This is a genomic window from Streptomyces sp. NPDC059696 (assembly GCF_042733745.1).
In the GTDB taxonomy this organism is placed as follows: Bacteria; Actinomycetota; Actinomycetes; order Streptomycetales; family Streptomycetaceae; genus Streptomyces.
This window is the reverse complement of the sequence record NZ_JBHWFG010000035.1, coordinates 39,106-62,629: the sequence shown is the minus strand read 5'-3', so window position 1 is coordinate 62,629 and position 23,524 is coordinate 39,106. Positions and strand designations below refer to the sequence as shown.

Annotated in this window: 23 protein-coding genes; 14 read left to right on the top strand and 9 right to left on the bottom strand. The window is 71.9% G+C overall.

The window, feature by feature from the left end:
• The first annotated feature begins 24 nt into the window (after window positions 1–24).
• Window positions 25–1,611 (top strand): GMC oxidoreductase, encoded by a 1,587-nt coding sequence (locus tag ACFV20_RS30230; RefSeq protein WP_385662274.1) that lies wholly within the window; start codon window positions 25–27, stop codon window positions 1,609–1,611.
• Between the two features lie 13 nt (window positions 1,612–1,624).
• Here the strand turns inward: ACFV20_RS30230 and ACFV20_RS30225 are convergent, their stop codons facing one another.
• Entirely contained in the window at window positions 1,625–3,421 is a 1,797-nt protein-coding gene (locus ACFV20_RS30225) for an AMP-dependent synthetase/ligase (RefSeq protein WP_385662272.1), read from the bottom strand.
• 297 nt (window positions 3,422–3,718) lie between these two features.
• Between ACFV20_RS30225 and ACFV20_RS30220 the strand changes: the two genes are divergently transcribed.
• From ACFV20_RS30220 to ACFV20_RS30195, 6 genes are all read left to right on the top strand, one after another.
• The gene (locus tag ACFV20_RS30220; RefSeq protein ID WP_385662269.1) at window positions 3,719–4,516 is read left to right on the top strand and encodes a metallophosphoesterase; all 798 of its coding nucleotides are present in this window, start codon (window positions 3,719–3,721) and stop codon (window positions 4,514–4,516) included.
• 111 nt (window positions 4,517–4,627) lie between these two features.
• Window positions 4,628–5,065 carry an SRPBCC family protein gene (locus ACFV20_RS30215; protein ID WP_385662267.1) on the top strand — a complete coding sequence of 146 codons (438 nt, stop codon included), beginning with the start codon at window positions 4,628–4,630 and terminating at the stop codon, window positions 5,063–5,065.
• Between the two features lie 93 nt (window positions 5,066–5,158).
• The gene (locus ACFV20_RS30210) at window positions 5,159–6,328 is read left to right on the top strand and encodes an ArsA family ATPase (protein ID WP_385662264.1); all 1,170 of its coding nucleotides are present in this window, start codon (window positions 5,159–5,161) and stop codon (window positions 6,326–6,328) included.
• Between the two features lie 99 nt (window positions 6,329–6,427).
• Window positions 6,428–6,928: a DUF5304 domain-containing protein gene (locus ACFV20_RS30205; protein WP_385662262.1), complete on the top strand. Its 501-nt coding sequence runs from the start codon at window positions 6,428–6,430 to the stop codon at window positions 6,926–6,928.
• Window positions 6,929–7,060: 132 nt separating this feature from the next.
• The gene (locus tag ACFV20_RS30200) at window positions 7,061–8,014 is read left to right on the top strand and encodes an ROK family glucokinase (RefSeq protein ID WP_385662259.1); all 954 of its coding nucleotides are present in this window, start codon (window positions 7,061–7,063) and stop codon (window positions 8,012–8,014) included.
• 112 nt (window positions 8,015–8,126) lie between these two features.
• Window positions 8,127–8,873 (top strand): endonuclease/exonuclease/phosphatase family protein, encoded by a 747-nt coding sequence (locus ACFV20_RS30195; protein WP_385662257.1) that lies wholly within the window; start codon window positions 8,127–8,129, stop codon window positions 8,871–8,873.
• Here the strand turns inward: ACFV20_RS30195 and ACFV20_RS30190 are convergent.
• Complete coding sequence (locus tag ACFV20_RS30190) at window positions 8,870–9,499, bottom strand: hypothetical protein (RefSeq protein WP_385662254.1); 630 nt, start codon at window positions 9,497–9,499, stop codon at window positions 8,870–8,872. The two genes, ACFV20_RS30195 and ACFV20_RS30190, sit on opposite strands and share 4 nt — an antisense overlap.
• Entirely contained in the window at window positions 9,492–10,289 is a 798-nt protein-coding gene (locus ACFV20_RS30185) for an alpha/beta hydrolase (protein WP_385662250.1), read from the bottom strand. Before ACFV20_RS30185 ends, ACFV20_RS30190 begins: the two co-directional genes overlap by 8 nt.
• 204 nt (window positions 10,290–10,493) lie before the next feature.
• On the opposite strand from ACFV20_RS30185, the gene ACFV20_RS30180 reads away from it, so the two are divergent.
• Genes ACFV20_RS30180 through ACFV20_RS30165 form a run of 4 tightly spaced genes read left to right on the top strand, consistent with a single transcriptional unit; the run spans window position 10,494 to window position 14,403 of the window.
• Window positions 10,494–11,375 (top strand): lysophospholipid acyltransferase family protein, encoded by an 882-nt coding sequence (locus ACFV20_RS30180; protein WP_385662248.1) that lies wholly within the window; start codon window positions 10,494–10,496, stop codon window positions 11,373–11,375.
• 30 nt (window positions 11,376–11,405) lie between these two features.
• Window positions 11,406–12,635 carry a MacS family sensor histidine kinase gene (gene macS, locus ACFV20_RS30175; RefSeq protein ID WP_385662245.1) on the top strand — a complete coding sequence of 410 codons (1,230 nt, stop codon included), beginning with the start codon at window positions 11,406–11,408 and terminating at the stop codon, window positions 12,633–12,635.
• A complete protein-coding gene (locus ACFV20_RS30170) occupies window positions 12,632–13,321 on the top strand; it encodes a response regulator (RefSeq protein WP_385662242.1) in 690 nt (229 codons plus the stop codon). Before macS ends, ACFV20_RS30170 begins: the two co-directional genes overlap by 4 nt.
• A 53-nt stretch (window positions 13,322–13,374) precedes the next feature.
• Complete coding sequence (locus tag ACFV20_RS30165; RefSeq protein ID WP_385662239.1) at window positions 13,375–14,403, top strand: 6-phosphofructokinase; 1,029 nt, start codon at window positions 13,375–13,377, stop codon at window positions 14,401–14,403.
• Between the two features lie 52 nt (window positions 14,404–14,455).
• Here the strand turns inward: ACFV20_RS30165 and ACFV20_RS30160 are convergent, their stop codons facing one another.
• Together ACFV20_RS30160 and ACFV20_RS30155 are read right to left on the bottom strand one after the other, a co-directional pair.
• The gene (locus ACFV20_RS30160; RefSeq protein WP_385662237.1) at window positions 14,456–16,321 is read right to left on the bottom strand and encodes an anthranilate synthase family protein; all 1,866 of its coding nucleotides are present in this window, start codon (window positions 16,319–16,321) and stop codon (window positions 14,456–14,458) included.
• Between the two features lie 107 nt (window positions 16,322–16,428).
• Window positions 16,429–16,485: a trp operon leader peptide gene (locus tag ACFV20_RS30155; protein WP_078625594.1), complete on the bottom strand. Its 57-nt coding sequence runs from the start codon at window positions 16,483–16,485 to the stop codon at window positions 16,429–16,431.
• A gap of 96 nt (window positions 16,486–16,581) precedes the next feature.
• On the opposite strand from ACFV20_RS30155, the gene ACFV20_RS30150 reads away from it, so the two are divergent.
• Both ACFV20_RS30150 and ACFV20_RS30145 read left to right on the top strand, forming a co-directional pair.
• On the top strand, window positions 16,582–17,934 hold the full coding sequence (locus tag ACFV20_RS30150; protein ID WP_385662234.1) for a class II 3-deoxy-7-phosphoheptulonate synthase: 1,353 nt from the start codon (window positions 16,582–16,584) through the stop codon (window positions 17,932–17,934).
• A 148-nt stretch (window positions 17,935–18,082) separates the two neighbouring features.
• Window positions 18,083–18,316 (top strand): bacterioferritin-associated ferredoxin, encoded by a 234-nt coding sequence (locus ACFV20_RS30145; RefSeq protein WP_234750469.1) that lies wholly within the window; start codon window positions 18,083–18,085, stop codon window positions 18,314–18,316.
• 13 nt (window positions 18,317–18,329) lie between these two features.
• On the opposite strand, the gene bfr is transcribed toward ACFV20_RS30145, so the two are convergent.
• Window positions 18,330–18,806, bottom strand: a complete 477-nt coding sequence (gene bfr, locus ACFV20_RS30140) for a bacterioferritin (RefSeq protein WP_104779326.1) — start codon at window positions 18,804–18,806, stop codon at window positions 18,330–18,332.
• Between the two features lie 175 nt (window positions 18,807–18,981).
• Between bfr and ACFV20_RS30135 the strand changes: the two genes are divergently transcribed.
• Window positions 18,982–19,632: a sulfite oxidase-like oxidoreductase gene (locus ACFV20_RS30135; protein ID WP_234750471.1), complete on the top strand. Its 651-nt coding sequence runs from the start codon at window positions 18,982–18,984 to the stop codon at window positions 19,630–19,632.
• A gap of 42 nt (window positions 19,633–19,674) precedes the next feature.
• On the opposite strand, the gene ACFV20_RS30130 is transcribed toward ACFV20_RS30135, so the two are convergent.
• The 3 genes from ACFV20_RS30130 to ACFV20_RS30120 form a co-directional block, all read right to left on the bottom strand.
• Complete coding sequence (locus tag ACFV20_RS30130; RefSeq protein ID WP_385662230.1) at window positions 19,675–20,553, bottom strand: deoxyribonuclease IV; 879 nt, start codon at window positions 20,551–20,553, stop codon at window positions 19,675–19,677.
• 58 nt (window positions 20,554–20,611) lie between these two features.
• On the bottom strand, window positions 20,612–22,543 hold the full coding sequence (gene pknB / locus ACFV20_RS30125; protein WP_385662227.1) for a Stk1 family PASTA domain-containing Ser/Thr kinase: 1,932 nt from the start codon (window positions 22,541–22,543) through the stop codon (window positions 20,612–20,614).
• 183 nt (window positions 22,544–22,726) lie between these two features.
• Window positions 22,727–23,524, bottom strand: coding sequence for a thiazole synthase (locus tag ACFV20_RS30120; protein WP_385662225.1), 798 nt, complete (start codon window positions 23,522–23,524; stop codon window positions 22,727–22,729).

Below are 23,524 nucleotides of genomic sequence, written 5' to 3'. Positions count from 1 at the left end.
CTGACAAGACGTCACATCCTGGGCATGGCGGCCCTGCAGACCGCGGCAGCCCTCGGATTCACCCGCATCGGCCTCGACAGCGCCCGAGCCGCCCAGCCCGACGCGGTCGACACCGCCCCCGCCATCGTCGTCGGCTCCGGCTACGGCGGAGCGGTCGCCGCCCTTCGCCTCGCCCAGGCCGGCATCCGCACTCTCGTCCTGGAGATGGGCCGCCTCTGGAACACCACCGGCCCCGACGGCAAGGTCTTCTGCACCACCAGCGCACCCGACCACCGCTCCATGTGGTTCCGCACCCGCACCGAGGCTCCCCTCGGCACGTTCCTCTGGCTGGACCTCGTCAACCGGGACATCGGCCGCTACCCGGGCGTCCTGGATCGCGTGCACTTCGACCAGATGTCCGTCTACGTCGGCCGGGGCGTCGGCGGCGGCTCCCTGGTCAACGGGAGCATGGCGGTCACCCCGGCCCGGTCGTACTTCGCGGAGCAGTTCCCCACCGTCGACGCCGACGAGATGTACGGCACGTACTTCCCCCGCGCCCGGGCCGCGCTCGGCGTCAACACCGTCGACCCGGCCTGGTTCGAGTCGACGGAGTGGTACCGCTTCACCCGCGTCTCCCGCAAGCACGCCGAGAAGGCCGGCCTGCGGACCACCTTCGTGCCGAGCGTCTACGACTTCGGCCATATGCAGCGCGAGGCGGCCGGCACCGCCCCGAAGTCGGCGCTGGGCGGCGAGGTCATCTACGGCAACAACCACGGCAAGCGCAGTCTCGACAAGACCTACCTCGCCGCCGCGCTCGGCACCGGCAACGTCACCCTCCACACCCTGGAGAAGGTGCGCGCGATCAGCCGTGCCCCGGACGGCACCTGGGTCCTGACCGCCGACCGCATCGACGAGACCGGCAAGGTCGTCGAGACCAAGGAGTACGGCTGCACGTACCTCTTCCTCGGCGGCGGCAGCATCGGCACCACCGAACTGCTGCTGCGCGCCCGGGAGACGGGCGCCCTGCCCGACCTCGACGCCCGGGTCGGTGCCGGCTGGGGCACCAACGGCAACGTGATGCTCGGCCGGGCCAACCACCTGTGGGACACGGTCGGGGCCAACCAGTCGACCATGCCGGTCATGGGCATCGACGACTGGGCGAACACCGCCAACCCGGTGTTCGCCGAGATCGCCCCGCTGCCGATGGGCCTGGAGCACTGGGTGAGCCTCTACCTGGCGATCACCAGGAACCCGGAGCGGGCGTCCTTCTCCTACGACGCGGGCTCGGACCGGCTGCGGCTCGGCTGGACGGCAGCGCACTCCGCGGTCTCCGTCGCCATGGCCAGGAAGCTCTTCGACCGCATCAACGCGGCCAACGCGACGATCTACCGGTACGACCTGTTCGGTTCGAGGAGCAAGGTCTTCGCCGACGACTTCACGTACCACCCGCTGGGCGGCTGCGTGCTGGGCAGGGCGACGGACGACTACGGGCGGGTCCGAGGATATCCCCGGCTGTACGTCACCGACGGCTCGCTCGTGCCGGGGTCGCTCGGGGTGAACCCCTTCGTGACCATCACCGCGCTCGCCGAACGCACGATGGCGCGGGTCCTCGCCGAGGACACCGCGCCCTAGGGCGACCGGGAGGTCACTTCGCGTAGATCGCCTCGATCTCGTGCGCGTAGTCCTTCGCCACCACGTTCCGCTTCAGCTTCAGCGACGGCGTCAGGTGGCCCGACTCCTCCGTGAACTGGGAGGACAGAATGCGGAACTTCCGCACCGATTCCGCCTTCGACACCGCGGCGTTGCCGTCGTCGATCGCCGCCTGGACCGCGGCCAGCAGGTCCGGGTCCTCGCTCAGCGACGCCGCGGTGGCACCCGCCGGCTTGCCGTGGTCGGCGCACCAGCGGCCCAGGAACTCCTCGTCGATGGTGACCAGCGCGCCCACGAACGGCCGCCCGTCGCCCACCACCATGCACTCCGCGACCAGCGCGTGCGCCCGGATGCGGTCCTCGATCACGGCCGGGGCGACGTTCTTGCCGCCCGCGGTGACGATGATCTCCTTCTTGCGCCCGGTGATCCTCAGGTAGCCGTCCTCGTCGAGGGTGCCGATGTCACCGGTGTGGAACCAGCCGTCGGCCAGCGCCTCGGCGGTCGCGCCGGGATTGTTCCAGTACTCCTTGAACAGGTGCTCGCCGTGCAGCAGCACCTCACCGTCGTCGGCGATCCGCACCACCGAGCCGGGCAGCGGCTGGCCGACCGTGCCGATCTTCTGCCGGTCCCAGGGGTTGAACGCGGTCGCCGCGCAGGACTCGGTCAGGCCGTAGCCCTCCAGGACCGTGAAGCCGATGCCGCGGAAGAAGTGTCCGAGGCGCTCGCCCAGCGGGGCGCCGCCGGAGATGGCGTACTCGCCCCGGCCGCCCAGGACCGCGCGGAGCTTGCTGTAGACGAGCTTGTCGAACGTCTTGTACTTGATCTTCAGGCCGAAGGACGGGCCCGAGGGGGTGTCCAGCGCCTTGCTGTACGCGATGGCGGTGTCGGCGGCCTTGTCGAAGATCTTGCCCTTGCCGTCGGCCTGGGCCTTGGCGCGCGCCGAGTTGTAGACCTTCTCGAAGACCCGCGGCACCCCGAGGATCAGCGTCGGACGGAACGCGGCCAGCTCGTCGGTGAGGTCCTTGATGTCCGGGACCGTGCCCAGCTTGATCGGCGCCATCATGGGCGCGATCTGCACCAGCCGGCCGAAGACGTGCGCGAGCGGCAGGAAGAGCAGCACCGAGCACTCGCCGGTGCGGAACAGCGGACGCAGCCGCTCCACGATGTTGCCGCACTCGGCGAAGAAGCTGCGGTGGGTCAGCACGCAGCCCTTGGGGCGGCCGGTGGTGCCGGAGGTGTAGACGATGGTGGCCGGGTCGTCGGCCTTGGCGAAGGAGCCGCGCTCCTCGACCGTCTCGTCGGTGACGTCCTGGCCGAGCCGGCCCAGCTCCTCGATGCCGCCGCCGTCGATCTGCCACACGTGCTTGAGCGCCGGCAGCCGGTCGCGCACCGACTCGATCGCGGCCGCGTGGGCGTCCGACTCCACGACACAGGCCGTCGCGCCCGAGTCGCCGAGGATCCACTGCACCTGCTCCGCCGAACTGGTCTCGTACACCGGCACGGTCACCGCGCCCGCGCTCCAGATCGCGAAGTCCATCAGCGTCCACTCGTACCGGGTGCGGGACATCAGGCCCACCCGGTCGCCCGGCTGGACCCCGGCGGCGATCAGCCCTTTGGCTGCCGCGTGGACCTCGGCGAGGAACGTGGTGGCCGTGACGTCCTGCCAGGTACCGCCGACCTTGCGGGCGATCACGGCGACGTCCGGGTGCTGCGCGGCGTTTCTGCGGACGATGTCGGTCAGATTTCCGTCCGCAGGGACCTCGTACAAAGCCGGAAGGCTGAACTCGCGCAAGACTGCTGCTCCTCATAGGGCGCCGGCGCCACGACGGTGTGTGCTGCGACGGTGCGGTCCAAGGCTCGGGGAAGTGCTCGCGCCTTCACTTGTTGAAATGCGCAGCACGACTGGACTGGCCGGACGTTACCCGCCGGTATGGCTTCTACGACAGGGGGTCCCGTCGAGATGTTCGCTGCGTCACACAGTCGGGTATTCCTTTGCGCACAGTAGTCCACCCGCTAACTAACTGACCAGTAACCGCAGGTAGGGCCGCCACTGTTCACAAGGGCAGCGCGCGACCTACGCTTGATCGTCATGGCACCCACACCAGCCCGGAACCCCCGGACGCGCGTCCACGTGGTGAGCGACGTCCACGGCAACGCCCGTGATCTGGCCAGGGCCGGCGAGGGCGCCGACGCCCTGATCTGCCTGGGCGACCTCGTCCTCTTCCTCGACTACGCCGACCACTCGCGCGGCATCTTCCCCGACCTGTTCGGCGTCGAGAACGCCGACCGCATCGTCGCGCTGCGCACCGCCCGCCGCTTCGAGGAGGCCCGGGTGTTCGGGGCCGGGCTGTGGGCCGGCCTCCAGGGAGACCGCGCCACGGTGATCGAGAAAGCGGTGCGCAAACAGTACGCCGAGCTGTTCGCCGCGTTCCCCACCCCTACGTACGCCACCTACGGCAACGTCGACATGCCGGCCCTGTGGCGCGAGTACGCCGGCCCCGGCACCACCGTCCTCGACGGGGAGCGCGTCGAGATCGGCGGCCGGGTCTTCGGCTTCGTCGGCGGCGGCCTGCGCACCCCGATGCGCACGCCGTACGAGATCAGCGACGAGGAGTACGCGGCGAAGATCGAGGCCGTGGGCGAGGTCGACGTGCTCTGCACGCACATCCCGCCCGAGGTCCCCGAACTGGTCTACGACACCGTCGCCCGCCGCTTCGAACGCGGCAGCCGGGCCCTGCTGGACGCCATCCGCCGCACCCGGCCCCGCTACTCCCTCTTCGGGCACGTCCACCAGCCGCTGGTGAGCAGGATGCGGATCGGGGCCACCGAGTGCGTGAACGTGGGGCACTTCGCGGGGACCGGGCGGCCCTGGGCCCTGGAGTGGTGAGGACGTCCCAGGTCGGGTGAGATCCGCCGGCCCCGTGCGCGGTAGCCTTCACGCTGCACACACGTGCGCACGACGACCTCATACCGGCCCTTATCTGGAGGAGCCACGGCGATGGCGGAACACACCAGCTCGAGCATCACCATCGAGGCGGCCCCGGCCGACGTCATGGCGGTCATCGCCGACTTCGCGCGCTACCCGGACTGGACGGGCGAGGTGAAGGAGGCCGAGGTCCTCAAGACCGACGCCCAGGGCCGCGCCGAGCAGGTCCGCCTCGTCATGGACGCGGGAGCGATCAAGGACGACCAGATCCTCGGATACACCTGGACCGGCGAGAACGAGGTGTCCTGGACGCTGGTGAAGTCCCAGATGCTGCGCTCCCTCGACGGCTCCTACCTCCTCAAGCCGGCCGGCGCGGGCGGCACGGAGGTCACGTACGCCCTGACCGTCGACGTGAAGATCCCCATGCTCGGCATGATCAAGCGCAAGGCCGAGAAGGTCATCATCGACCGGGCGCTGGCGGGGTTGAAGAAGCGGGTCGAGTCCGCCTGATCCCCGGTCGCCGGCCGGGTGCGGGCGCGCGGTGGCTGATCGCGCAGTTCCCCGCGCCCCCAGGCCGGAGAGCCCCGGGTACCGTTCGATCTCATGCGCACCCTCCTGATCACCGGCCCCGGCGGCAGCGGTCGTACCACCCTCGCGGCCGCGACCGCCCTGGCCGCGGCGGCCGAGGGCGATCGCACCCTCGTCCTCGGCACCGACCGCACGGACACCCTCGGTGCCGCCCTCGGCGTGCCGACCGGCCCCGCCCCGGTCGAAGCCGCCCCGCACCTCACCGCCTGGCGTCCCGACCCCGCCGCCGACTTCCGCAGGGACCTCGCCGCTCTCCAGGACCGCGCCTCCTCCGCTCTCGACTTCCTCGGCGCCTCCCGCCTCGACCCCGAGGAGCTCACCCCGCTGCCCGGTGCGGGGGAGCTCGCCCTGCTGCGCGCCCTGCGCGACGCCGCGCTGTCGGAGAGGTACGACACCCTCGTGGTCGACCTCCCCCCGGCCCCCGAGGCCCTCGCCCTGCTCGCCCTGCCCGAGGAACTCCGCCGCTGCCTGCGCCGCCTGCTCCCGCCGGAGCGCCAGGCGGCCCGCGCCCTGCGCCCCGTCCTCGGCCGCCTCGCCGGCGTTCCCATGCCCGCCGAGTGGCTGTACGAGACGGCGGCCCGCTGGGACCTGGAACTCGGCGCCGTCGAGGCGGTCATCGCCGACCGCGGCACCGCCGTACGGCTGGTCGCCGAGCCCGGCCCGGCCGGCGGCGACGCGCTGCGCACCGCCCGCCTCGGTCTCGCCCTGCGCGGGCTGCGCACCGACATGGTGATCGCCAACCGCCTCCTGCCCGAGGCGTCCCCCGACACCTGGCTCGCCGGCCCGGTCGCCCAGCAGCGCAAAGCACTCGAGGAGTGGCGCGAGTCCCACACCGTCCACACCGTCGCCCACCTCGGACGCGACCCGCGCGGCACCGACGACCTCACCACCCTCGCCGTGCCCGGCACCGGGCAGCCGGCCCCCGCCGCCGACTGGCCCGTGACCGACCGGCTCGACGCGGACGGCGTGCTCGTCTGGACGATCCCGCTGCCCGGCGCCCTACGCGAGGAACTCGACCTCGTCCGGCGCGGGGACGAACTCGTCGTCACGGCGGGCGCGTTCCGCCGGGTCGTCCCGCTGCCCTCCGCGCTGCGCCGCTGCACGGTCGACGGGGCCGCCCTGCGCGAGGGCGAACTGCGGATCCGGTTCGCGCCCGACCCGAAGCTGTGGCCGCAGGACCGCTGAGGCGGGCAGCGGCAGGGGGAACACGGCCGGTCCGGGCCGTGAACCCGGTACGCCCGTTCGGGTAACGTCGTAGGGACGAACCGTAGTCAGGAGTCCGTCATGAGCGAAGATCTCCCCCCGTCCGGCGCCGCCCGCGACGAGGCCGCGGACGACGTGCGGGTGACCGACGCCGACGCCTGGGCGACCGCCTGCAACGAGGACCTCCAAGCGGAGAAGGACCGCCGCCGCGCCCAGTACGGCACGCCCCCCGGCTCCGCCGCGGAGGAACTGAGGAAACTCGTGGACACCGTCGCCGAGAAGCTGTCCGGTGCCCGGTCCCCGCTGCTCGGCGCGGTCGCCGGCCCCGCCGCACAGCAGGTCGTGCGACAGGTCGTGCAGCAGGCCAAGGACGCCGTGGAACCGGTCATCGAGCGCAATCCGGACGTCTTCGACCACCTGGCCGCCGCAGGCAACGAACTGCTCGCCGCCTACCGCTCCGCCGTCCAGGCCCAGGAGCGGCGCTGGACCGGCCGCGACGCTCGCGACGATCCCCGTGACCAGGACGAGCGCCGGGACGGCGGCGACGACGCCGGCCCCGGGGAGCGCATCGACCTGGACTGAGTCCCCGGACCCGGCCGGGCGACGGCCCCGGAGCAGCCGCCCCGGGTGCCCACCGTGCGGACGACAGCGAACCCGGCGGCACGCCTCGGGTACCGTTGCCCGTAGCGGGGCTCGACCGAAACTGAGGGATTCATGGGACTCACCATCGGCGTCGACATCGGCGGCACGAAGATCGCGGCCGGCGTGGTCGATGAGGACGGCAACATCCTCTCGACCCACAAGGTGCCGACCCCGGGCACGGCTGAGGGCATCGTGGACGCCATCGCTTCGGCGGTGGACGGCGCACGCGTCGGACACGAGATCGTCGGCGTGGGCATCGGTGCCGCCGGTTACGTGAACCGGCAGCGCTCCGAGGTCTACTTCGCGCCCAACATCCACTGGCGCAACGAGCCGCTCAAGGAGAAGGTCGAGGCCCGTGTGGGCCTCCCCGTGGTCGTGGAGAACGACGCGAACGCCGCGGCGTGGGGCGAGTACAAGTTCGGTGCCGGCAAGGGCCACCGCAACGTCATCTGCATCACCCTCGGCACCGGCCTCGGCGGCGGCATCATCATCGGCAACAAGCTGCGCCGCGGGCACTTCGGCGTCGCCGCCGAGTTCGGCCACATCCGCATGGTGCCGGACGGCCTGCTGTGCGGCTGCGGCTCGCAGGGCTGCTGGGAGCAGTACGCCTCCGGCCGCGCCCTCGTCCGGTACGCCAAGCAGCGCGCCAACGCCACCCCGGAGAACGCCGAGACCCTGCTGGGCCTCGGCGACGGCACGCCCGAGGGCATCGAGGGCAAGCACATCTCCATGGCCGCCCGCCAGGGCGACCGGGTGGCCGTCGACTCCTACCGTGAACTGGCCCGTTGGGTCGGCGCGGGCCTCGCCGACCTCGCCTCCCTCTTCGACCCGTCCGCCTTCATCGTCGGCGGCGGCCTCTCCGACGAGGGCGAACTGGTCCTGGGCCCGATCCGCAAGTCCTACAAGCGCTGGCTGGTGGGCGGCAACTGGCGCCCGGTGGCCGAGGTCCGCGCGGCGGAACTGGGCAACAAGGCGGGCCTGGTGGGCGCGGCGGACCTGGCCCGGGAGCCCGACCCGATCATGTAGACGCCGTCAGGGTGCGCGCCGCGGGGCGCGGGGAACTGCGCGATCGGCCACATGCGACCCGGCACTCGCGCACCCTCCCCGCGCCCCGCCCCTTTGGGCGTAAATTGATCACATGTCGCTGCTCCCCAACGCGCGTACCGAACCCGACGGTTCCGCAGTCATCAGGGTCCTCAGCTACAACATCCGCTCCATGCGCGACGACACCGACGCCCTGGCCCGGGTCATCACGGCGTGCGAGCCCGACCTCGTCCTCGTCCAGGAAGCCCCCCGGTTCTTCCGCTGGCGCAAGAAACTCGCCCGCCTGGCCCTCGCGTCCGGCCTGGTCGTCGTCACCGGCGGCGCGACCACCACGGGCCCGGCGATCCTCAGCTCGCTCCGGGTGGGCGTCGAACGCACGGAGGACGTCCTCCTGCCTCCCACGCCCGGCCTGCACCGCCGCGGCTTCGCCACCGCCGTCGTCCGCATCGCCGGCACCCGCCTCGGTGTCCTCAGCTGCCACCTCTCCCTGCAGAAGGAGGAGCGCCTAGAGCAGTCCGGCATGCTGCTGGACCGGCTCGCCGGCATGGGGGTGGAGCACCTGATCGCCGGCGGCGACCTCAACGAACGCCCCGACGGCCCGGCCTTCCGGCGGCTGGCCGCCGAACTGACCGACTGCCGGGCCGCGGCCCCCTGGGGCGGCGAGCACACCTGGACCCCCGGCGACCCGTACCAGCGCATCGACGCGATCTTCGCGACGAAGGGCATCGAGGTGCTGGGCTGCGGTGTGCCGACCGATCAGCCCGGGGTGTCCGACGCAGACCTGAGGGCGGCCACGGACCACCTCCCGGTCCTGGCCGCCCTCAGGATTCCGGCTTCCTAGACGACCGCGCCCCGGCCGGGGTCGTCGTCCTCCTCGTCGTCCGTGCGCATGCGCGTCACCAGCGTCGCGAATCCGCCGAGGAAACCGCCGATCCCCAGCGTGGCCAGCCACCAGGTCATGTCCCAGCCGAGCAGCACGGCCAGCAGGAGCAGCACCGGCCCGCCGAGCACACCGAGCCAGGCGAACTTGGCGGTGGGGTCGGCGGTGGGCAGCGGGGGCGGCTCCGGGGGCACGAAGTGGCCCTCGTCGTCCTCGTCGAAGTCGTCCTCGGCGGGCTCGGGCGTGGTGTAGTCGCGCGGGCCGACACCGGGGGCGAAGGAGACCGAACCGCCCAGGGGCCTCACCGGCTCGTCCCCGGGATCCGTGGCCTGCTCCGGCTCGGCCGGCTTCACCGCGTCCCCCGACTTCACGGCCGTGTCGCCCCGGTCGCCGTCCAGCACCGCGTCGTTGGGCCCGCTCGCCGGCAGGGCCAGGTCCTCGATGGACTTGAACGGCTTGGCGCCCGGCGGGTCCGGCGGCTCCTCGCCGTACCCGGCGACGATCGCCGCCCAGGCGGCCTCCTCGTCGAAGGGGACGCCCTTCTCGTCCGGCTCCCGGCCCTCGCGGTCGGAGTCGTGCTCAGCCACCTGCGGTCGTCCCTTCCTTGCCGAGCCCGGGCTCCTTGCCGAGGCCGGACGCGATGCGGCGGATGAACGCGAGGCTCTCCTCGTGGATCCGGTCCGCGTCATGGTCCAACGTGGCGACGTGGTAGCTCTGTTCCAGGATGACCTCCTTCACGTCCGTCGACGAGATCCGGCTGAGGATCCGGGCGCTGTCGGCGGGCGGCACGACATGGTCCTGCGGGCTGTGCAGCAGCACCACCGGCTGAGTCACCTGCGGCAGCTCACCGTCGACCATCCGGAAGAACTGCCGCAGCGAGTGCGCCGCGTGCAGCGGCACCCGGTCGTAGCCGAGTTCCCTGCTGTCCGGCTTGGCGATGTCGCTGGCGATGCCCTTCGTCGCCGGGACGAGGTGGCGCACCACCGGCAGGGCGTGCGCGGCCAGGCCGTGCACCTTGTTCGCGGGGTTGACGACCATGACACCGCGGACGGCGTCGCCGTGCTTCGCGGCCAGCCGCAGGGCGAGCGCGCCGCCCATGGACAGACCGGCCACGAAGACCGTCTCGTGGCGCTCGCACAGCAGGCGCAACGCGCGGTCCACCTCCGCGTACCAGTCCTGCCAGCCGGTGATCCGCAGGTCCTCCCAGCGCGTGCCGTGCCCGGGCAGCAGCGGCAGGGAGACGGTCAGGCCGTGGTCGGCGAGGTGCTCCGCCCAGGGGCGCAGCGACTGCGGGGATCCGGTGAAGCCGTGGCAGAGGAGGACGGCGACCTCTCCGCCCTCGTGGTGAAACGGCTCGGCTCCGGCGAGGACCGGCACCTTCGGCCTCCTGGATGGTGAGAAGGGACTGGCACGATCACGCAATGTCACGGAACGTCATGGAAGGGGGTCGCACGGCGTTCGCGGGACCTTCACCGTACGCGACCGCACTGACACCGACCAGGGCCGTCGGCGCCTTTGACGGCGCTCCGGGTTAAGGTCTGTTCGACACATACAGGAGGCACTCGGTTGTTGTACGGCGCGATGAAGGTCGCTGTTGGGGGACCGCTGAAGGTCGCCTTCAGGCCCTGGGTGGAAGGCCTGGAGAACATTCCCGCAGAGGGCCCCGCGATCCTGGCGAGCAACCACCTGTCCTTCTCGGACTCGTTCTTCCTGCCCGCGGTCCTGGACCGCAAGGTCACGTTCATCGCGAAGGCCGAGTACTTCACCACACCCGGTGTGAAGGGACGGCTCACGGCCGCCTTCTTCAAGGGCGTCGGGCAGCTCCCCGTGGACCGCTCCGGCGCCCGCGGCGCGGGTGAGGCCGCCATCAAGAGCGGCATAGAGGTGCTGGAGCGCGGTGAGCTGTTCGGGATCTACCCGGAGGGCACGCGCTCGCCCGACGGACGGCTCTACCGGGGCAAGCCCGGCGGCCTCGCGCGTGTCGCGCTGGCGACCGGTGCGCCCGTCATCCCCGTCGCCATGATCGACACGGAGAAGATCCAGCCGCCCGGGAAGGTCATGCCGAAGCTGATGCGGCCCGGCATCCGGATCGGCGAGCCGCTGGACTTCAGCCGGTACCAGGGCATGGAGCACGACCGGTTCGTGCTGCGCGCGGTGACCGACGAGGTCATGTACGAGATCATGAAGCTCTCCGGCCAGGAGTACGTCGACATGTACGCGACGGCCATGAAGCGTCAGCTCGCGGAAGCGGCCAAGGCGGAGAAGGAAGCCGAGAAGGCGGCGAAGACCGCCCTCGCCCGGGCGGAGAAGGAACAGGCCGGGAAGGAACAGGCCGAGAAGGAAAAGGCCGTCCGGCACGAGGCCGCCGAGCACGAGGCCGGGAGCCGGCAGGCCGAGCAGCAGGGGACCGGGAAGCAGGAGCAGGCGGAACAGCAGACGGAGCGGCGGCGGACCGAGCCCTAGCCGGGACTCGGCCTCGGGGGGGCGGGGGAGATGGCCAAGCGCGAGCGGGTCATGAGAATGTCGGTCGAGCAGCCGCTGTGGCGTGCGCTCAGCGCCTACCGGGTGCTCACGATGCTGTACGCGGTCGGCCTGTTCGCCACCGCCTTCGGGGAGTTCACCCGCCCCTGGATCGCCGTCGCCTACTTCGCCGTGCTGTGCGGCTGGACCCTGGCCACCCTGCCCCGGGTGGCCAACGCGGCCCGCTGCACCCGGCGTTTCCTCGCCGCCGACCTGACCGTCGCCCTCACCGGCATCCTGCTCACCCCGGTCGCCGACGCCCACGAGCGCGTCCAGTCGGGCGGCCCGACCCTGCCGTCGATCTGGACCGCCGGCGCCGTCCTCGCCTTCGCCATCAAGGGCGGCTGGCGCTGGGCGGCCCTCGCCTCCGGGCTCGTGGCCGTCGCCAACCTGGTCGAGCGCGGCAGCCCGGCCCGCGACACCGTGCACAACGTGATCCTGGTCTGCATCGCCTCCGTCGCCATCGGCTACGTCGTCGAGGTGGCCCGCGCCTCCGAGCGCACCCTCGCCCGCGCCCTGGAGATCGAGGCCGCCACCCGGGAGCGGGAGCGCCTCGCCCGGGACATCCACGACAGCGTGCTCCAGGTGCTGGCGATGGTGCAGCGCCGCGGGGCCGTGATCGGGGGAGAGGCGGCCGAGCTGGGCCGGATGGCCGGCGAGCAGGAGATCGCGCTGCGCACCCTGGTCTCCGGTGGGCTGGTGCCGGTGTCGCGGGTCTCGGAGGACGCCGCCGACGGCGCGGTCGTCCGGGCCGTCGACGAGGAGGAGCCGGAGCCGGACGGCCCCGTCGACCTGCGCGCCCTGCTCGCGCCGTACGCCGGGTCCCTGGTCAGCCTCGCCGAGCCCGGCGCGCCCGTGACGCTGCCGCCCCTCGCGGGCCGGGAGGTGGCCGCCGCCGTCGGGGCGGCCCTGGACAACGTCCGCCGGCACGCCGGTCAGGACGCGCGGGCGTGGATCCTGGTCGAGGACGAGCCCGACGAGGTCATCGTCACCGTGCGGGACGACGGCCCCGGCATCCCGGAAGGGCGGCTGGACCAGGCCGAGGGCGAGGGACGGCTGGGCGTCGCCCTGTCGATCCGCGGCCGGCTGCGCGACCTCGGCGGCAGCGCGGAGCTGATCTCGGTGCCGGGCCAGGGCACGGAGGTCGAGCTGAAGGTACCGAAGGACGTGACGAGCACACGGGGAAAGGCGGAGCAGCGATGACGGGGACCACGTCGGACCGGCAGGACCCGATCAAGGTCATGGTCGTCGACGACCACCCCATGTGGCGCGACGCGGTCGCCCGCGACCTCGCCGAGTCGGGTTTCGAGGTGGTCGCCACCGCGGGCGACGGCGAGCAGGCCGTGCGCCGCGCCAAGGCCGCCGTCCCCGACGTCCTCGTGCTCGACCTGAACCTCCCCGCCAAGCCCGGCGTGCAGGTCTGCAAGGAGGTCGTCGCCGCGAACCCCGCGCTGCGGGTGCTGGTGCTGTCCGCGAGCGGCGAGCACGCCGACGTCCTGGAGGCGGTGAAGTCGGGGGCGACCGGCTACCTGCTGAAGTCCGCCTCCACCGGGGAACTGCAGGAGGCGGTCCGCCGCACGGCCGTCGGCGACCCGGTCTTCACCCCGGGCCTCGCCGGACTGGTCCTCGGCGAGTACCGCCGTCTGGCCGCCGAGCCGGGCCCGGCCCCCGACACCGACGAACCCAAGGCGCCCCGGCTCACCGACCGCGAGACCGAGGTGCTCCGTCTGGTCGCCAAGGGCCTGAGCTACAAGCAGATCGCCGAGCGCCTGGTCATCTCCCACCGCACGGTGCAGAACCACGTCCAGAACACCCTCGGCAAGCTCCAGCTGCACAACCGGGTCGAACTCGTCAGGTACGCGATAGAGCGCGGCCTCGACGACGAGTGAGACGCACGTCACACTGACCTTTCGTCAGGTAACTGTGGCGAAGGGACTGTTCCATGCGCGTCGGAGTACTGACCGGAGGCGGCGACTGCCCCGGCCTCAACGCCGTCATCCGGGCCGTCGTCCGCAAGGGCGTGCAGGAGTACGGCTACGACTTCACCGGCTTCCGGGACGGCTGGCGAGGAGTCATGGAGGGCGCCACCGTCCGGCTCGACATCCCCGCCGTGCGCGGCATCCTGCCCCGCGGCGGCACGATCCTCGGCTCCTCGCGGACCAACCCGCTGAAAGCGGAGAACGGCATCCGCCGGATCAAGGAGACCCTGTCCGGGCTGGAGGTGGAGGCGCTCATCGCCATCGGCGGCGAGGACACCCTGGGCGTGGCCGCCCGCCTGTCCGACGAGCACGGCGTGCCCTGTGTCGGCGTGCCCAAGACCATCGACAACGACCTGTCCGCCACCGACTACACCTTCGGCTTCGACACCGCCGTCGGCATCGCCACCGAGGCCATCGACCGGCTGCACACCACCGCCGAGTCCCACATGCGGGTCCTGGTCGTCGAGGTGATGGGCCGGCACGCCGGCTGGATCGCCCTCCACTCGGGCCTGGCCGGCGGCGCCAACGTCATCCTCATCCCCGAGCAGCGCTTCGACGTCGAGCAGGTGTGCGCCTGGGTGACCTCGCGATTCCGGGCGTCGTACGCGCCGATCGTCGTGGTCGCGGAGGGGGCGATGCCGAAGGACGGCGACATGGTCCTCAAGGACCAGTCCCTGGACTCCTTCGGGCACGTCCGCCTGTCCGGGGTGGGGGAGTGGCTCGCCAAGGAGATCGAGAAGCGCACGGGCAACGAGGCCCGTACGACCGTCCTCGGACACGTCCAGCGCGGCGGCACCCCCAGCGCCTTCGACCGCTGGCTCGCGACCCGCTTCGGTCTGCACGCCATCGACTGCGTGCACGACCGCGACTTCGGCCGGATGGTCGCCCTGCGCGGCACCGACATCGTCCGCGTCCCCATCGCCGACGCCACCGCCCGTCTCAAGACGGTCGATCCCGCGCTGTACGAGGAGGTCGGGGTGTTCTTCGGCTGACCGCCGGGCATCCGGTGCCGGCCGGGGCCGTGCCGCCCCGGCCGGCCCGCGCCTACACCGACGGCGCGTTCGTGCCCCGCAGCTGCCCCACCAGATCCCGCACGATCGCCGCCCCGTTCAGCGTGAGCACCGACTCCGGGTGGAACTGGACCCCGGCGAAAAGCGGGCCGCGCAGCGCGTGCACCTCGCCGTTCGCGGCGCGGGAGACCTCGATGCCGTGCGCCGACAGCTCGCCCGCGGCCTCGTCGTCGCAGCGCGCCACGAAGCTGTTGTAGAAGCCGACGGTCTCCCGCCGCCCGAACAGCTCGATCTCCGTCTGCGCCCCCTGGTACGGCACGTCCTTACGCACGATGTCCAGACCGAGCTCGGCCGCGATCAGCTCGTGCCCCAGGCAGACGCCCAGCACACCCTGCCGTTCGGCCCTGATCACCTCGGCGGTGAGGGAGCGCAGGAACCGCATCTTCGGATCCGCCAGGTCGGACGGGTCCCCCGGCCCGGGCCCCAGCACGAGCGGACCCTCGTGCCCGAGCACCGCCTCCCGCAGCCCCGGCTCGTCGTACCGCCGCACGCTCACCGCCAGTCCGCCGGCCCGCAGCAGGTGCGCGAGCATCGCCGTGAAGGTGTCCTCACCGTCCACGACCAGGGCGTGTCCCGCCGGTTCCGCGGAGCGCTCCTGCATCCGCAGCCAGAAGGGCGCGAGCGAGGCCCGGCGTCCGTCCAGCGCCGCCCGCACCCGCGGGTCGTCGGCGAGGCGCGGACGGGTCCGCTCCGCGCGCGGCCGGGTCGGCCCCACGCCCAGCGCCGCGAGCACACCCGCCGCCTTGGCGTGGGTCTCGGCCACCTCGCTCGCCGGATCGGAGCCGCGCACCAGGGTCGCGCCGACCGGCACCCGCAGCCGCCCGTCCGCGCCGATGTCGGCGGTGCGGATCAGAATGGGGGAGTCCAGCGTCTGGAGCCCGCCCGCGTCCCGGCCGATCAGGGCCAGGGCACCGGCGTAGTACCCGCGCCCCCCGCTCTCGTGCCGCTCGATCACCCGGCAGGCGTTCTGCACCGGCGAGCCGGTGACGGTCGCCGCGAACATGGTCTCCCTCAGCACCTCCCGCACATCCAGCGTGGACCTGCCGCGCAGCTCGTACTCGGTGTGCGCGAGGTGCGCCATCTCCTTCAGCCGGGGGCCGACGACCACCCCGCCCCTGTCGCCGACGGTGCACATCATCTTGAGCTCCTCGTCGACGACCATCGACAGCTCCTCGATCTCCTTGCCGTCGGCGAGGAAGTCCAGCAGGTGCTCGGGCGTGGGCCCCTCGGCGGGGTAGCGGTAGGTGCCGCTGATCGGGTTCATGACGACCGTGCCGCCGGACATCCGCACGTGCACCTCGGGGCTGGCCCCGACCAGGGTGCGCTCCCCGGTGTGCACGACGAACGTCCAGTACGCCCCGCGCTCGCCCTCCAGCAGCCGCCGGAACAGCGCCAGCGCGTCCGAGCGGCCGAAGCCGGGAATCTCCCCCTCGTACGTCCGGCGGATCACGAAGTTCGCGCCCGCGCCCTGCCCGATCTCCTCGCGCAGCACGCGTCCGACGATCTGCGCGTACTCCTCGTCGGCGACGTCGAAACCGCCGCCCTCGACGCGCACGTCGTGCGTCGGGAGCTGTTCCAGGGCGTCAACCAGCGGGACGCCGTACGACTCCTCGGGTGTGAGTGCCAGCAGGGGCGTGCCGTCGTCGCGGACGTCGAAGCCGCGCTCGCGGATCTGCCGGAAGGGCACCAGCGCGAGGCTCCGGTCGGGAAGGTCGGCGAGCCGGTCGCAGGGGGCGACCGGGCCGATCAGGACCTCGACCAGATCATGGTCGTGGCCCGGGGTGCGGCGGCGCAGCAGGGCGAACGGACGGGAGTCGTCCGGCAAGCCGAGCAGGTTCATGGTCCGTGCTCCATCTCGGTGAGTCTCGGTGAGAGAGAGGAACGGACCCCGGGAAACGCCGAAGGCCGCCCCTCGGGCGGCCTTCGCGAAGTCTTGAGTACGCGCAGTCAGCGGGCCGCCGGATGAGCGGTCCACCACCAGGTCTGGGTCGAATGCGCGAACATGCGACGCACCCTACCCCATGTCCGAGGGGTGTTCGGGGTGTCTCACTTGCTGGGCATGGCTCAGGACGCCCGACACGACCCCGTAATGTTGAGGTCGTGACCGTGAACGCTAAGACCAGCGCGAGTGCTGGCAACACCTGGCGAGACCTGCCCGCGGCGCAGCAGCCCGAGTACCCCGACCCCGAGGCTCTGCGCGCAGTCGTTGCGGAGCTGGAGTCGTATCCGCCGCTCGTCTTCGCGGGCGAGTGCGATCAGCTGCGCGCCCGGATGGCGTCCGTCGCCAAGGGAGAGGCGTTCCTCCTCCAGGGCGGCGACTGCGCCGAGGCCTTCGACGCGGTGTCCGCCGACCACATCCGCAACAAGCTCAAGACCCTGCTGCAGATGGGCGCCGTGCTGACGTACGCCGCGTCCGTGCCGGTGGTCAAGGTCGGGCGCATCGCCGGCCAGTACTCCAAGCCGCGCTCCAAGCCGACCGAGACCCGCGACGGCGTGACGCTGCCGACCTACCGCGGTGACTCCGTCAACGGCTTCGACTTCACCGAAGAGGCCCGCGTCCCGGACCCCGAGCGGCTGAAGCGGATGTACCACGCCTCCGCCTCCACGCTGAACCTGGTGCGCGCCTTCACCACCGGCGGCTACGCCGACCTGCGCCAGGTGCACGCCTGGAACCAGGACTTCGTGAAGTCGTCCCCGTCGGGGCAGCGCTACGAGCAGCTGGCGCGCGAGATCGACAACGCGCTGAACTTCATGCACGCCTGCGGGACCGACCCGGAGGAGTTCAAGACGGTCGAGTTCTACGCCTCCCACGAGGCGCTGCTGCTCGACTACGAGTCCGCGCTGACCCGGGTCGACTCGCGCACCGGCCAGCTGTACGACGTCTCCGGGCACATGGTGTGGATCGGTGAGCGCACCCGGCAGCTGGACCACGCGCACATCGAGTTCGCCTCGAAGATCCGCAACCCGATCGGCATCAAGCTGGGTCCGACCACGACGGCCGAGGACGCGCTCCAGTACATCGACCGCCTCGACCCGGACCGCGAGCCGGGCCGGCTGACCTTCATCGTCCGCATGGGCGCCGACAAGGTCCGCGACAAGCTCCCGGAGCTGGTCGAGAAGGTCACGGCCTCGGGTGCCACCGTCGCCTGGATCACCGACCCGATGCACGGCAACACCTACGAGGCGGCCTCCGGGCACAAGACCCGCCGCTTCGACGACGTGCTCGACGAGGTCAAGGGCTTCTTCGAGGTCCACAAGGCCCTCGGCACCCACCCGGGCGGCATCCACGTGGAGCTCACCGGCGACGACGTCACGGAGTGCGTGGGCGGCGGCGACGAGATCTTCGTCGACGACCTGCACCAGCGCTACGAGACGGCCTGCGACCCGCGGCTCAACCGCAGCCAGTCGCTCGACCTGGCGTTCCTCGTGGCGGAGATGTACAGGGACCAGTAACAGGTCCGCCTGTTACCGGGGCAAGGACTGGGGCGCGGATCACACGATCCGCGCCCCACTCCACTTTTGTGCTCCGGACCCGACGGGTAAGGTTAGGTTAGCCTCACCGATCAACGGGGACGGCGCCAGAGAACGACCCCGTCGGGAGGTGAACCGCGTGTACGTCTGCAGTTGCTTCGGCATCACCGAGCAGCAGGTCAAGCAGCACGCGGACGGCGGTGCCTGCACGCCCCGCCAGATCGCCTCCGCCTGCAAGGCGGGCACCGACTGCGGCTCCTGTGTGCGCCGCATCCAGGCGATCCTGGGCAGGGGATCCTGCCCGCGCCGCGATCTGGCCGACCGCGGCGAACCGGTCCTCGCGGAACTGGACGACGCCGCCTGACGGCAGGCCTGCCCTAGCTCGGCTGCTCGATCTGCTGCGCGATGTACAGCGCCTCACCGAGCTTGTCGATCAGCTCCAGCTGCGTGTCCAGGTAGTCGATGTGGTGCTCCTCGTCCTCGAGGATGGACTCGAAGAGGTTCGCCGAGGTCACGTCGCCCTTGCTGCGCATCACCTCGATGCCGCGCCTGAGCCGGTCGATCGCCTCGACCTCGACCTGCCGGTCCGCCTGGAACATCTCGGTGACCGTCTGGCCCACCCGTACGTGGAACAGCCGCTGGTAGTTGGGCAGGCCGTCCAGCATCAGGATGCGCTCGGTGATCTTGTCCGCGTGCTTCATCTCGTCGATGGACTCTTCACGCGTGTACTTGGCGAGCTTGGTCCAGCCGTTGTTGTCCTGGATCCGGTAGTGCAGCCAGTACTGGTTGATCGCCGTCAGCTCGCCGGTCAACTGCTCGTTGAGGAATTCGAGGACCTCGGGGTCGCCCTGCATCGCAGAGGCTCCTTCCGCGCGGGGGAACTGGCAGGTTGCGCCGCATGATTCCACTGGCGGAGAAGATCGTCCAGTAAGTGTTCACTTAGTAAGTAAGGGCATGCTTAGTCCATTTTGTCCTGCATCGGAGCGGCCTCGGTCAGGGGCACCACCCGGGGTCTGTCAGGATGGAGTCATGGGTCAGCCGCTGGAACACGAATCGGGAGAAGGGCGCGATCCAGCAGGAGCGACGCAGCCGGAGCTCCCCCCGGGACAGCGGTTGCAGCGCGGCTGGCCGGTCACGCACTACGGGCCCGTGCCCAAGTTCCGGCCCGAGCGCTGGGAGTTCCGCGTCTTCGGAGCCACCGCCGACGGCGGCAAGCACTGCTGGAGCCACGAGGAGTTCACGGCCCTGCCGCACACCACCGTCGTGGCCGATCTGCACTGCGTCACGAAGTTCAGCATGCTGGGCGCCGAGTGGGGCGGCATCCCCGCGCGCACGCTCCTGGACCTCGCCCCGCCCGCGGACGACGTCACCCATGTGATGGTGTGGGCCGAGTACGGATTCAGCTCCAACCTCCGGCTGTCCGACTTCGCCGACGAGCGCGTGCTGTTCGCCACCCACAAGGACGGCGAACTGCTCACCGCCGAGCACGGCTTCCCGCTGCGCCTGATCGTCCCCCACCTCTACGCCTGGAAGGGCCCCAAGTGGGTCCGCGGCGTGGAGTACATGACCGCCGACCGGCGGGGCTTCTGGGAGGAGCGCGGCTACCACAACATCGGCGACCCCTGGCGGGAGCAGCGCTACTCCTACCAGGAGGAGCCCGGGGACGGTCCCGGCCTCTGAGGCGTCAGCCGCCCCCGGTGCCTCGGCCCGGTCTCCGGCGCCTCAGCCCTCGCGCAGCTTCTTCAGCCGCTCCACGTCGGCCGCGTGCCCCTGCTTGCCGCCCGGCGTCTCGATGATCAGCGGCACGCCCTCGGTCGCGGGGTGCGTCATCAGCGCCCGGAACGGATCCTCGCCGATGTGGCCGACGCCGATGTTCTCGTGCCGGTCCTTGTGCGCGCCCACCACGTCCTTGGAGTCGTTGGCGTGGATCAGCTTCAGCCGGCCCTCACCGACGGTGTCCACCAGCAGGTCGAGCGTCTGGTGCATACCGCTCGGGCCGGTCAGGTCGTGCCCGGCGGCGTAGATGTGGCAGGTGTCCAGGCACACGCCGAGCATCGGATGGGCGTCCAGCGCCTCGAAGTACGGGCCGAAGTCCCACGTCCGCGAGCACAGCGAGGCGCCCTGACCGGCCGTCGACTCCAGGAGCAGGAACGGGTCGTCGTCGTGGGTCAGCTCGTCCAGCAGCGGCAGCAGGTGCTCCCGTACCTGCTTCAGGGCCACCGACCGCTCCCGGCCGCCGGTCGCGCTGCCGGTGTGCACGACCACGCCCAGCGCCCCGATCTCCCGCCCGCGCCGCAGGGAGTGCCGCAGCGACTCCACCGACCGCTCCACCGTCGCCTCGGTGTGCGAACCGAAGTTGATCAGGTAGGGGGCGTGCACGTACGCCGGGATCGACCCGTCCGCGCACGCCGTACGGAACGCCTCGTCCTGCTGGGGATTGCCGGTCGGGGTGGCCCAGCCGCGCGGGTTGGCGACGAAGACCTGGACGGCCTCGGCCGCCAGGTCACGGGCGTACGACAGACCGACGGAGTGGAGCCCACCGGCCACGGGGACGTGGCCGCCCACCGGGTTGCGGGAGGGGCCGGACAGCTGAGTGTTCACCCGTTCAGGGTGTCATGCGTCCGGCCCTGCCCCCGCCACGGGCCCGCGCCCGCCGGCCTCACCTGATCGTGATGGTGATCGTGGAGCCCTTGGGCGCGGTCCGGCCGCCCTCGACGGACTGGCTCTTGACCTCGTCGCCGAACAGACCGAACAGGCCGCGGTCCTCGTCGACCTCGAACCCGGCGCCCTCCAGCGCCTGCCTCGCGTCGTCGACGTTGTCACCGACCACGTCCGGGACCTCGATCATCTCGGGGCCCTTCGACAGCGTCAGCGTCACCGTGTCGCCCTCGGCGGCGGTGCCGGACGCGGGGGACTGCCGGACCACCTGGCCCTTGTCGTACTCCGAGGAGGTGACCCGCTCGGTGGCGATCTTCACCTTGAGGCCCGCCTCCGTCAGCTCGGACCGCGCGTCGGCCTCGTCGGAGCCGGTGACGTCGGGGATGTCGACGGGGGCGCCCTTGCTGACGACCAGCGCGACGGCCGTGCCCGCGCGCACCTTCGTACCGTCGGCCGGGCGCGCGGAGACCACCGCACCGCGCGGCACGTCCTCGCTGAACTGCCGGGTGACCATGCCCGGCTCCAGCCCGTCGTCCTTCAGCAGGTCCCGCGCCTCGCCCAGCTCCTGGCCCGCCAGGGCGGGCACGCGCACCGTCTCGGGGCCGTCGGAGACGGTGATGCCCACCGCGTCGTTGCCCCGGATGCGCGCCCCGGCCTTCGGGTCGCTGCTGATGATCCGGCCGCGCTCCACGGTGTCGCTGTAGGCGTGCTCCACCTTGCCGAGTTCGAGGCCGGCGTCCCGCAGCCGGTCCTCGGCCTGGTCCTGAGTCTTCGCCAGCAGCGGCGGGACCTCCGTGAACTGGCCGGAGTTGATGTACCAGACGCCGACGCCCAGGCCGAGCGCGAGCAGCACCGCGACGACGATCGCCGCCGGGCCGCGCCGGGATCCCGGACGGCGCCGGACGGGCGGGGGAGGCGGCGGAGAGGCGAAACGGCTGGTGCGGTCGAGGGACTCCCCGGCCGCGTCGTCCTCGTCGGCCGGCAGCGGGTGCGGCGTGGTCAGGGCGCGCGGGATCACCGTCGTCCGGTCGTCGCCGTTGTCGTGGTCCATCGCGAGCGCCTGCGGCGGCACCGCGTCCAGCTGGTCGTCGTCCAGCCGCTGGCGTCCGTCCCGGACCTGCGCGAGCAGCGCCACGGCGTCGTGCGGGCGCACCGCCGGGGTGCGGGCCGTCGCCGAGGCCACCATCGCGTCCAGCTCGTAGGCCATGCCGGGCACGGCCGCCGACGGCGGGGGCACGTCCTCGTGCAGGTGCTTGTAGAGGATCACGGCGGGGGAGTCCCCGTCGTGCGGCTTGTCGCCGGTCAGCATCTCGTACAGCATCACGCCGCACGCGTACACGTCGACGCGGGGGTCGGCGGTGCCGTCCTCTATCTGCTCCGGGGCCAGGTACGAGACCGTGCCGAGCACGGTGCCGGTGGTGTTCGTCACCGTGTCGACGGCCCGGACCAGGCCGAAGTCGGCGACCTTGACCCGGCCGTCGTCCCCGATCAGCACGTTCTCGGGCTTCATGTCGCGGTGCACGAAACCGGCGCGGTGGGCGGCGCCCAGGGCGGCCAGCACGGGCTCCAGGATGTCCAGGGCGGCCCGCGGCTGCAGGGCCCCGCGCTCGCGCAGCACGTCCCGCAGGGTGCAGCCCGCGACGTACTCCATCGCCAGGTACACGTACGAGCCGTCGGTGCCCTGGTCGAAGACCTGCACCACGTTCGGGTGGGCCAGCCGGGCCACGGACTTCGCCTCGCGGATGAACCGCTCGACGAACGAGGCGTCGACCGCGAGCGAGGGGTGCATCACCTTGAGCGCGAGGACCCGGTCGAGCCGGGTGTCCACGGCCCGGTAGACCGTGGCCATCCCGCCGACCGCGATCCGCGCGTCGATGCGATACCGGCCGTCGAGCACCTGCCCGACCAAGGGGTCCTGAAGGGTCGTGTCCACGCAGGCGAGTGTACGAGCCATGACCGACAGCCCCGTCCCCCCGGCGGAATCCGGGGCGGGACTGCAGCCGACCTGTGACGTGTCCCCCGGGCCGTGTGCCATGACCCCCCTGCCACCGGAACGGGGCGGGGGTGCAGCCGACCCGTGGCGTGCCCCCCGGGCCGTGTGACGCGACCCCCCGGGCTACCGGAAAGCGGGCCGCTCCGGGTCCAGCACGGCCATGCCCTCCGCCGGCGACGACGCCTCGGCGAAGTGCCGCCGGGGGATCCGCCCCGCCCGGTACGCCAGCCGCCCCGCCTCCACCGCGTGCCGCATGGCGTCGGCCATCAGCACGGGCTCCTGCGCCCGTGTCACCGCCGAGGCGAGCATCACACCCGCGCAGCCCAGCTCCATGGCCAGTGCCGCGTCCGAGGCCGTGCCGGCGCCCGCGTCCAGGATCACCGGCACGCGCGCGTGCTCCACGATCAGCTGGAAGTTGTGCGGGTTGCGGATGCCGAGCCCGGAGCCGATCGGGGAGCCGAGCGGCATGATCGCCGCGCAGCCCACGTCCTCCAGCCTCCGCGCCAGCACGGGGTCGTCGTTGGTGTACGGCAGCACCGTGAAGCCGTCGTCGACCAGGGTCTCGGCCGCCTCCAGCGTCTCGATCGGGTCCGGCAGCAGCGTGCGCTCGTCGGCGATGACCTCCAGCTTGACCAGGTCGGTGCCGAGGGCCTCGCGCGCGAGACGGGCCGTGAGGACGGCCTCGCCGGCGGTGAAGCAGCCCGCCGTGTTGGGCAGCACCCGGATGCCCAGCCTGTCCAGGACGGACAGCACCGAGCCGTGCACCGAGGCGTTCACCCGGCGCATCGCGACCGTCGTCAGCTCCGTCCCGGACGCGGCCAGCGACCGCTCCAGCACGTCGAGGCTGGGCGCCCCGCCGGTACCCATGATCAGACGGGACGTGAAGGACGTACCACCGAGGACGAACGGGTCGTCGGCCAT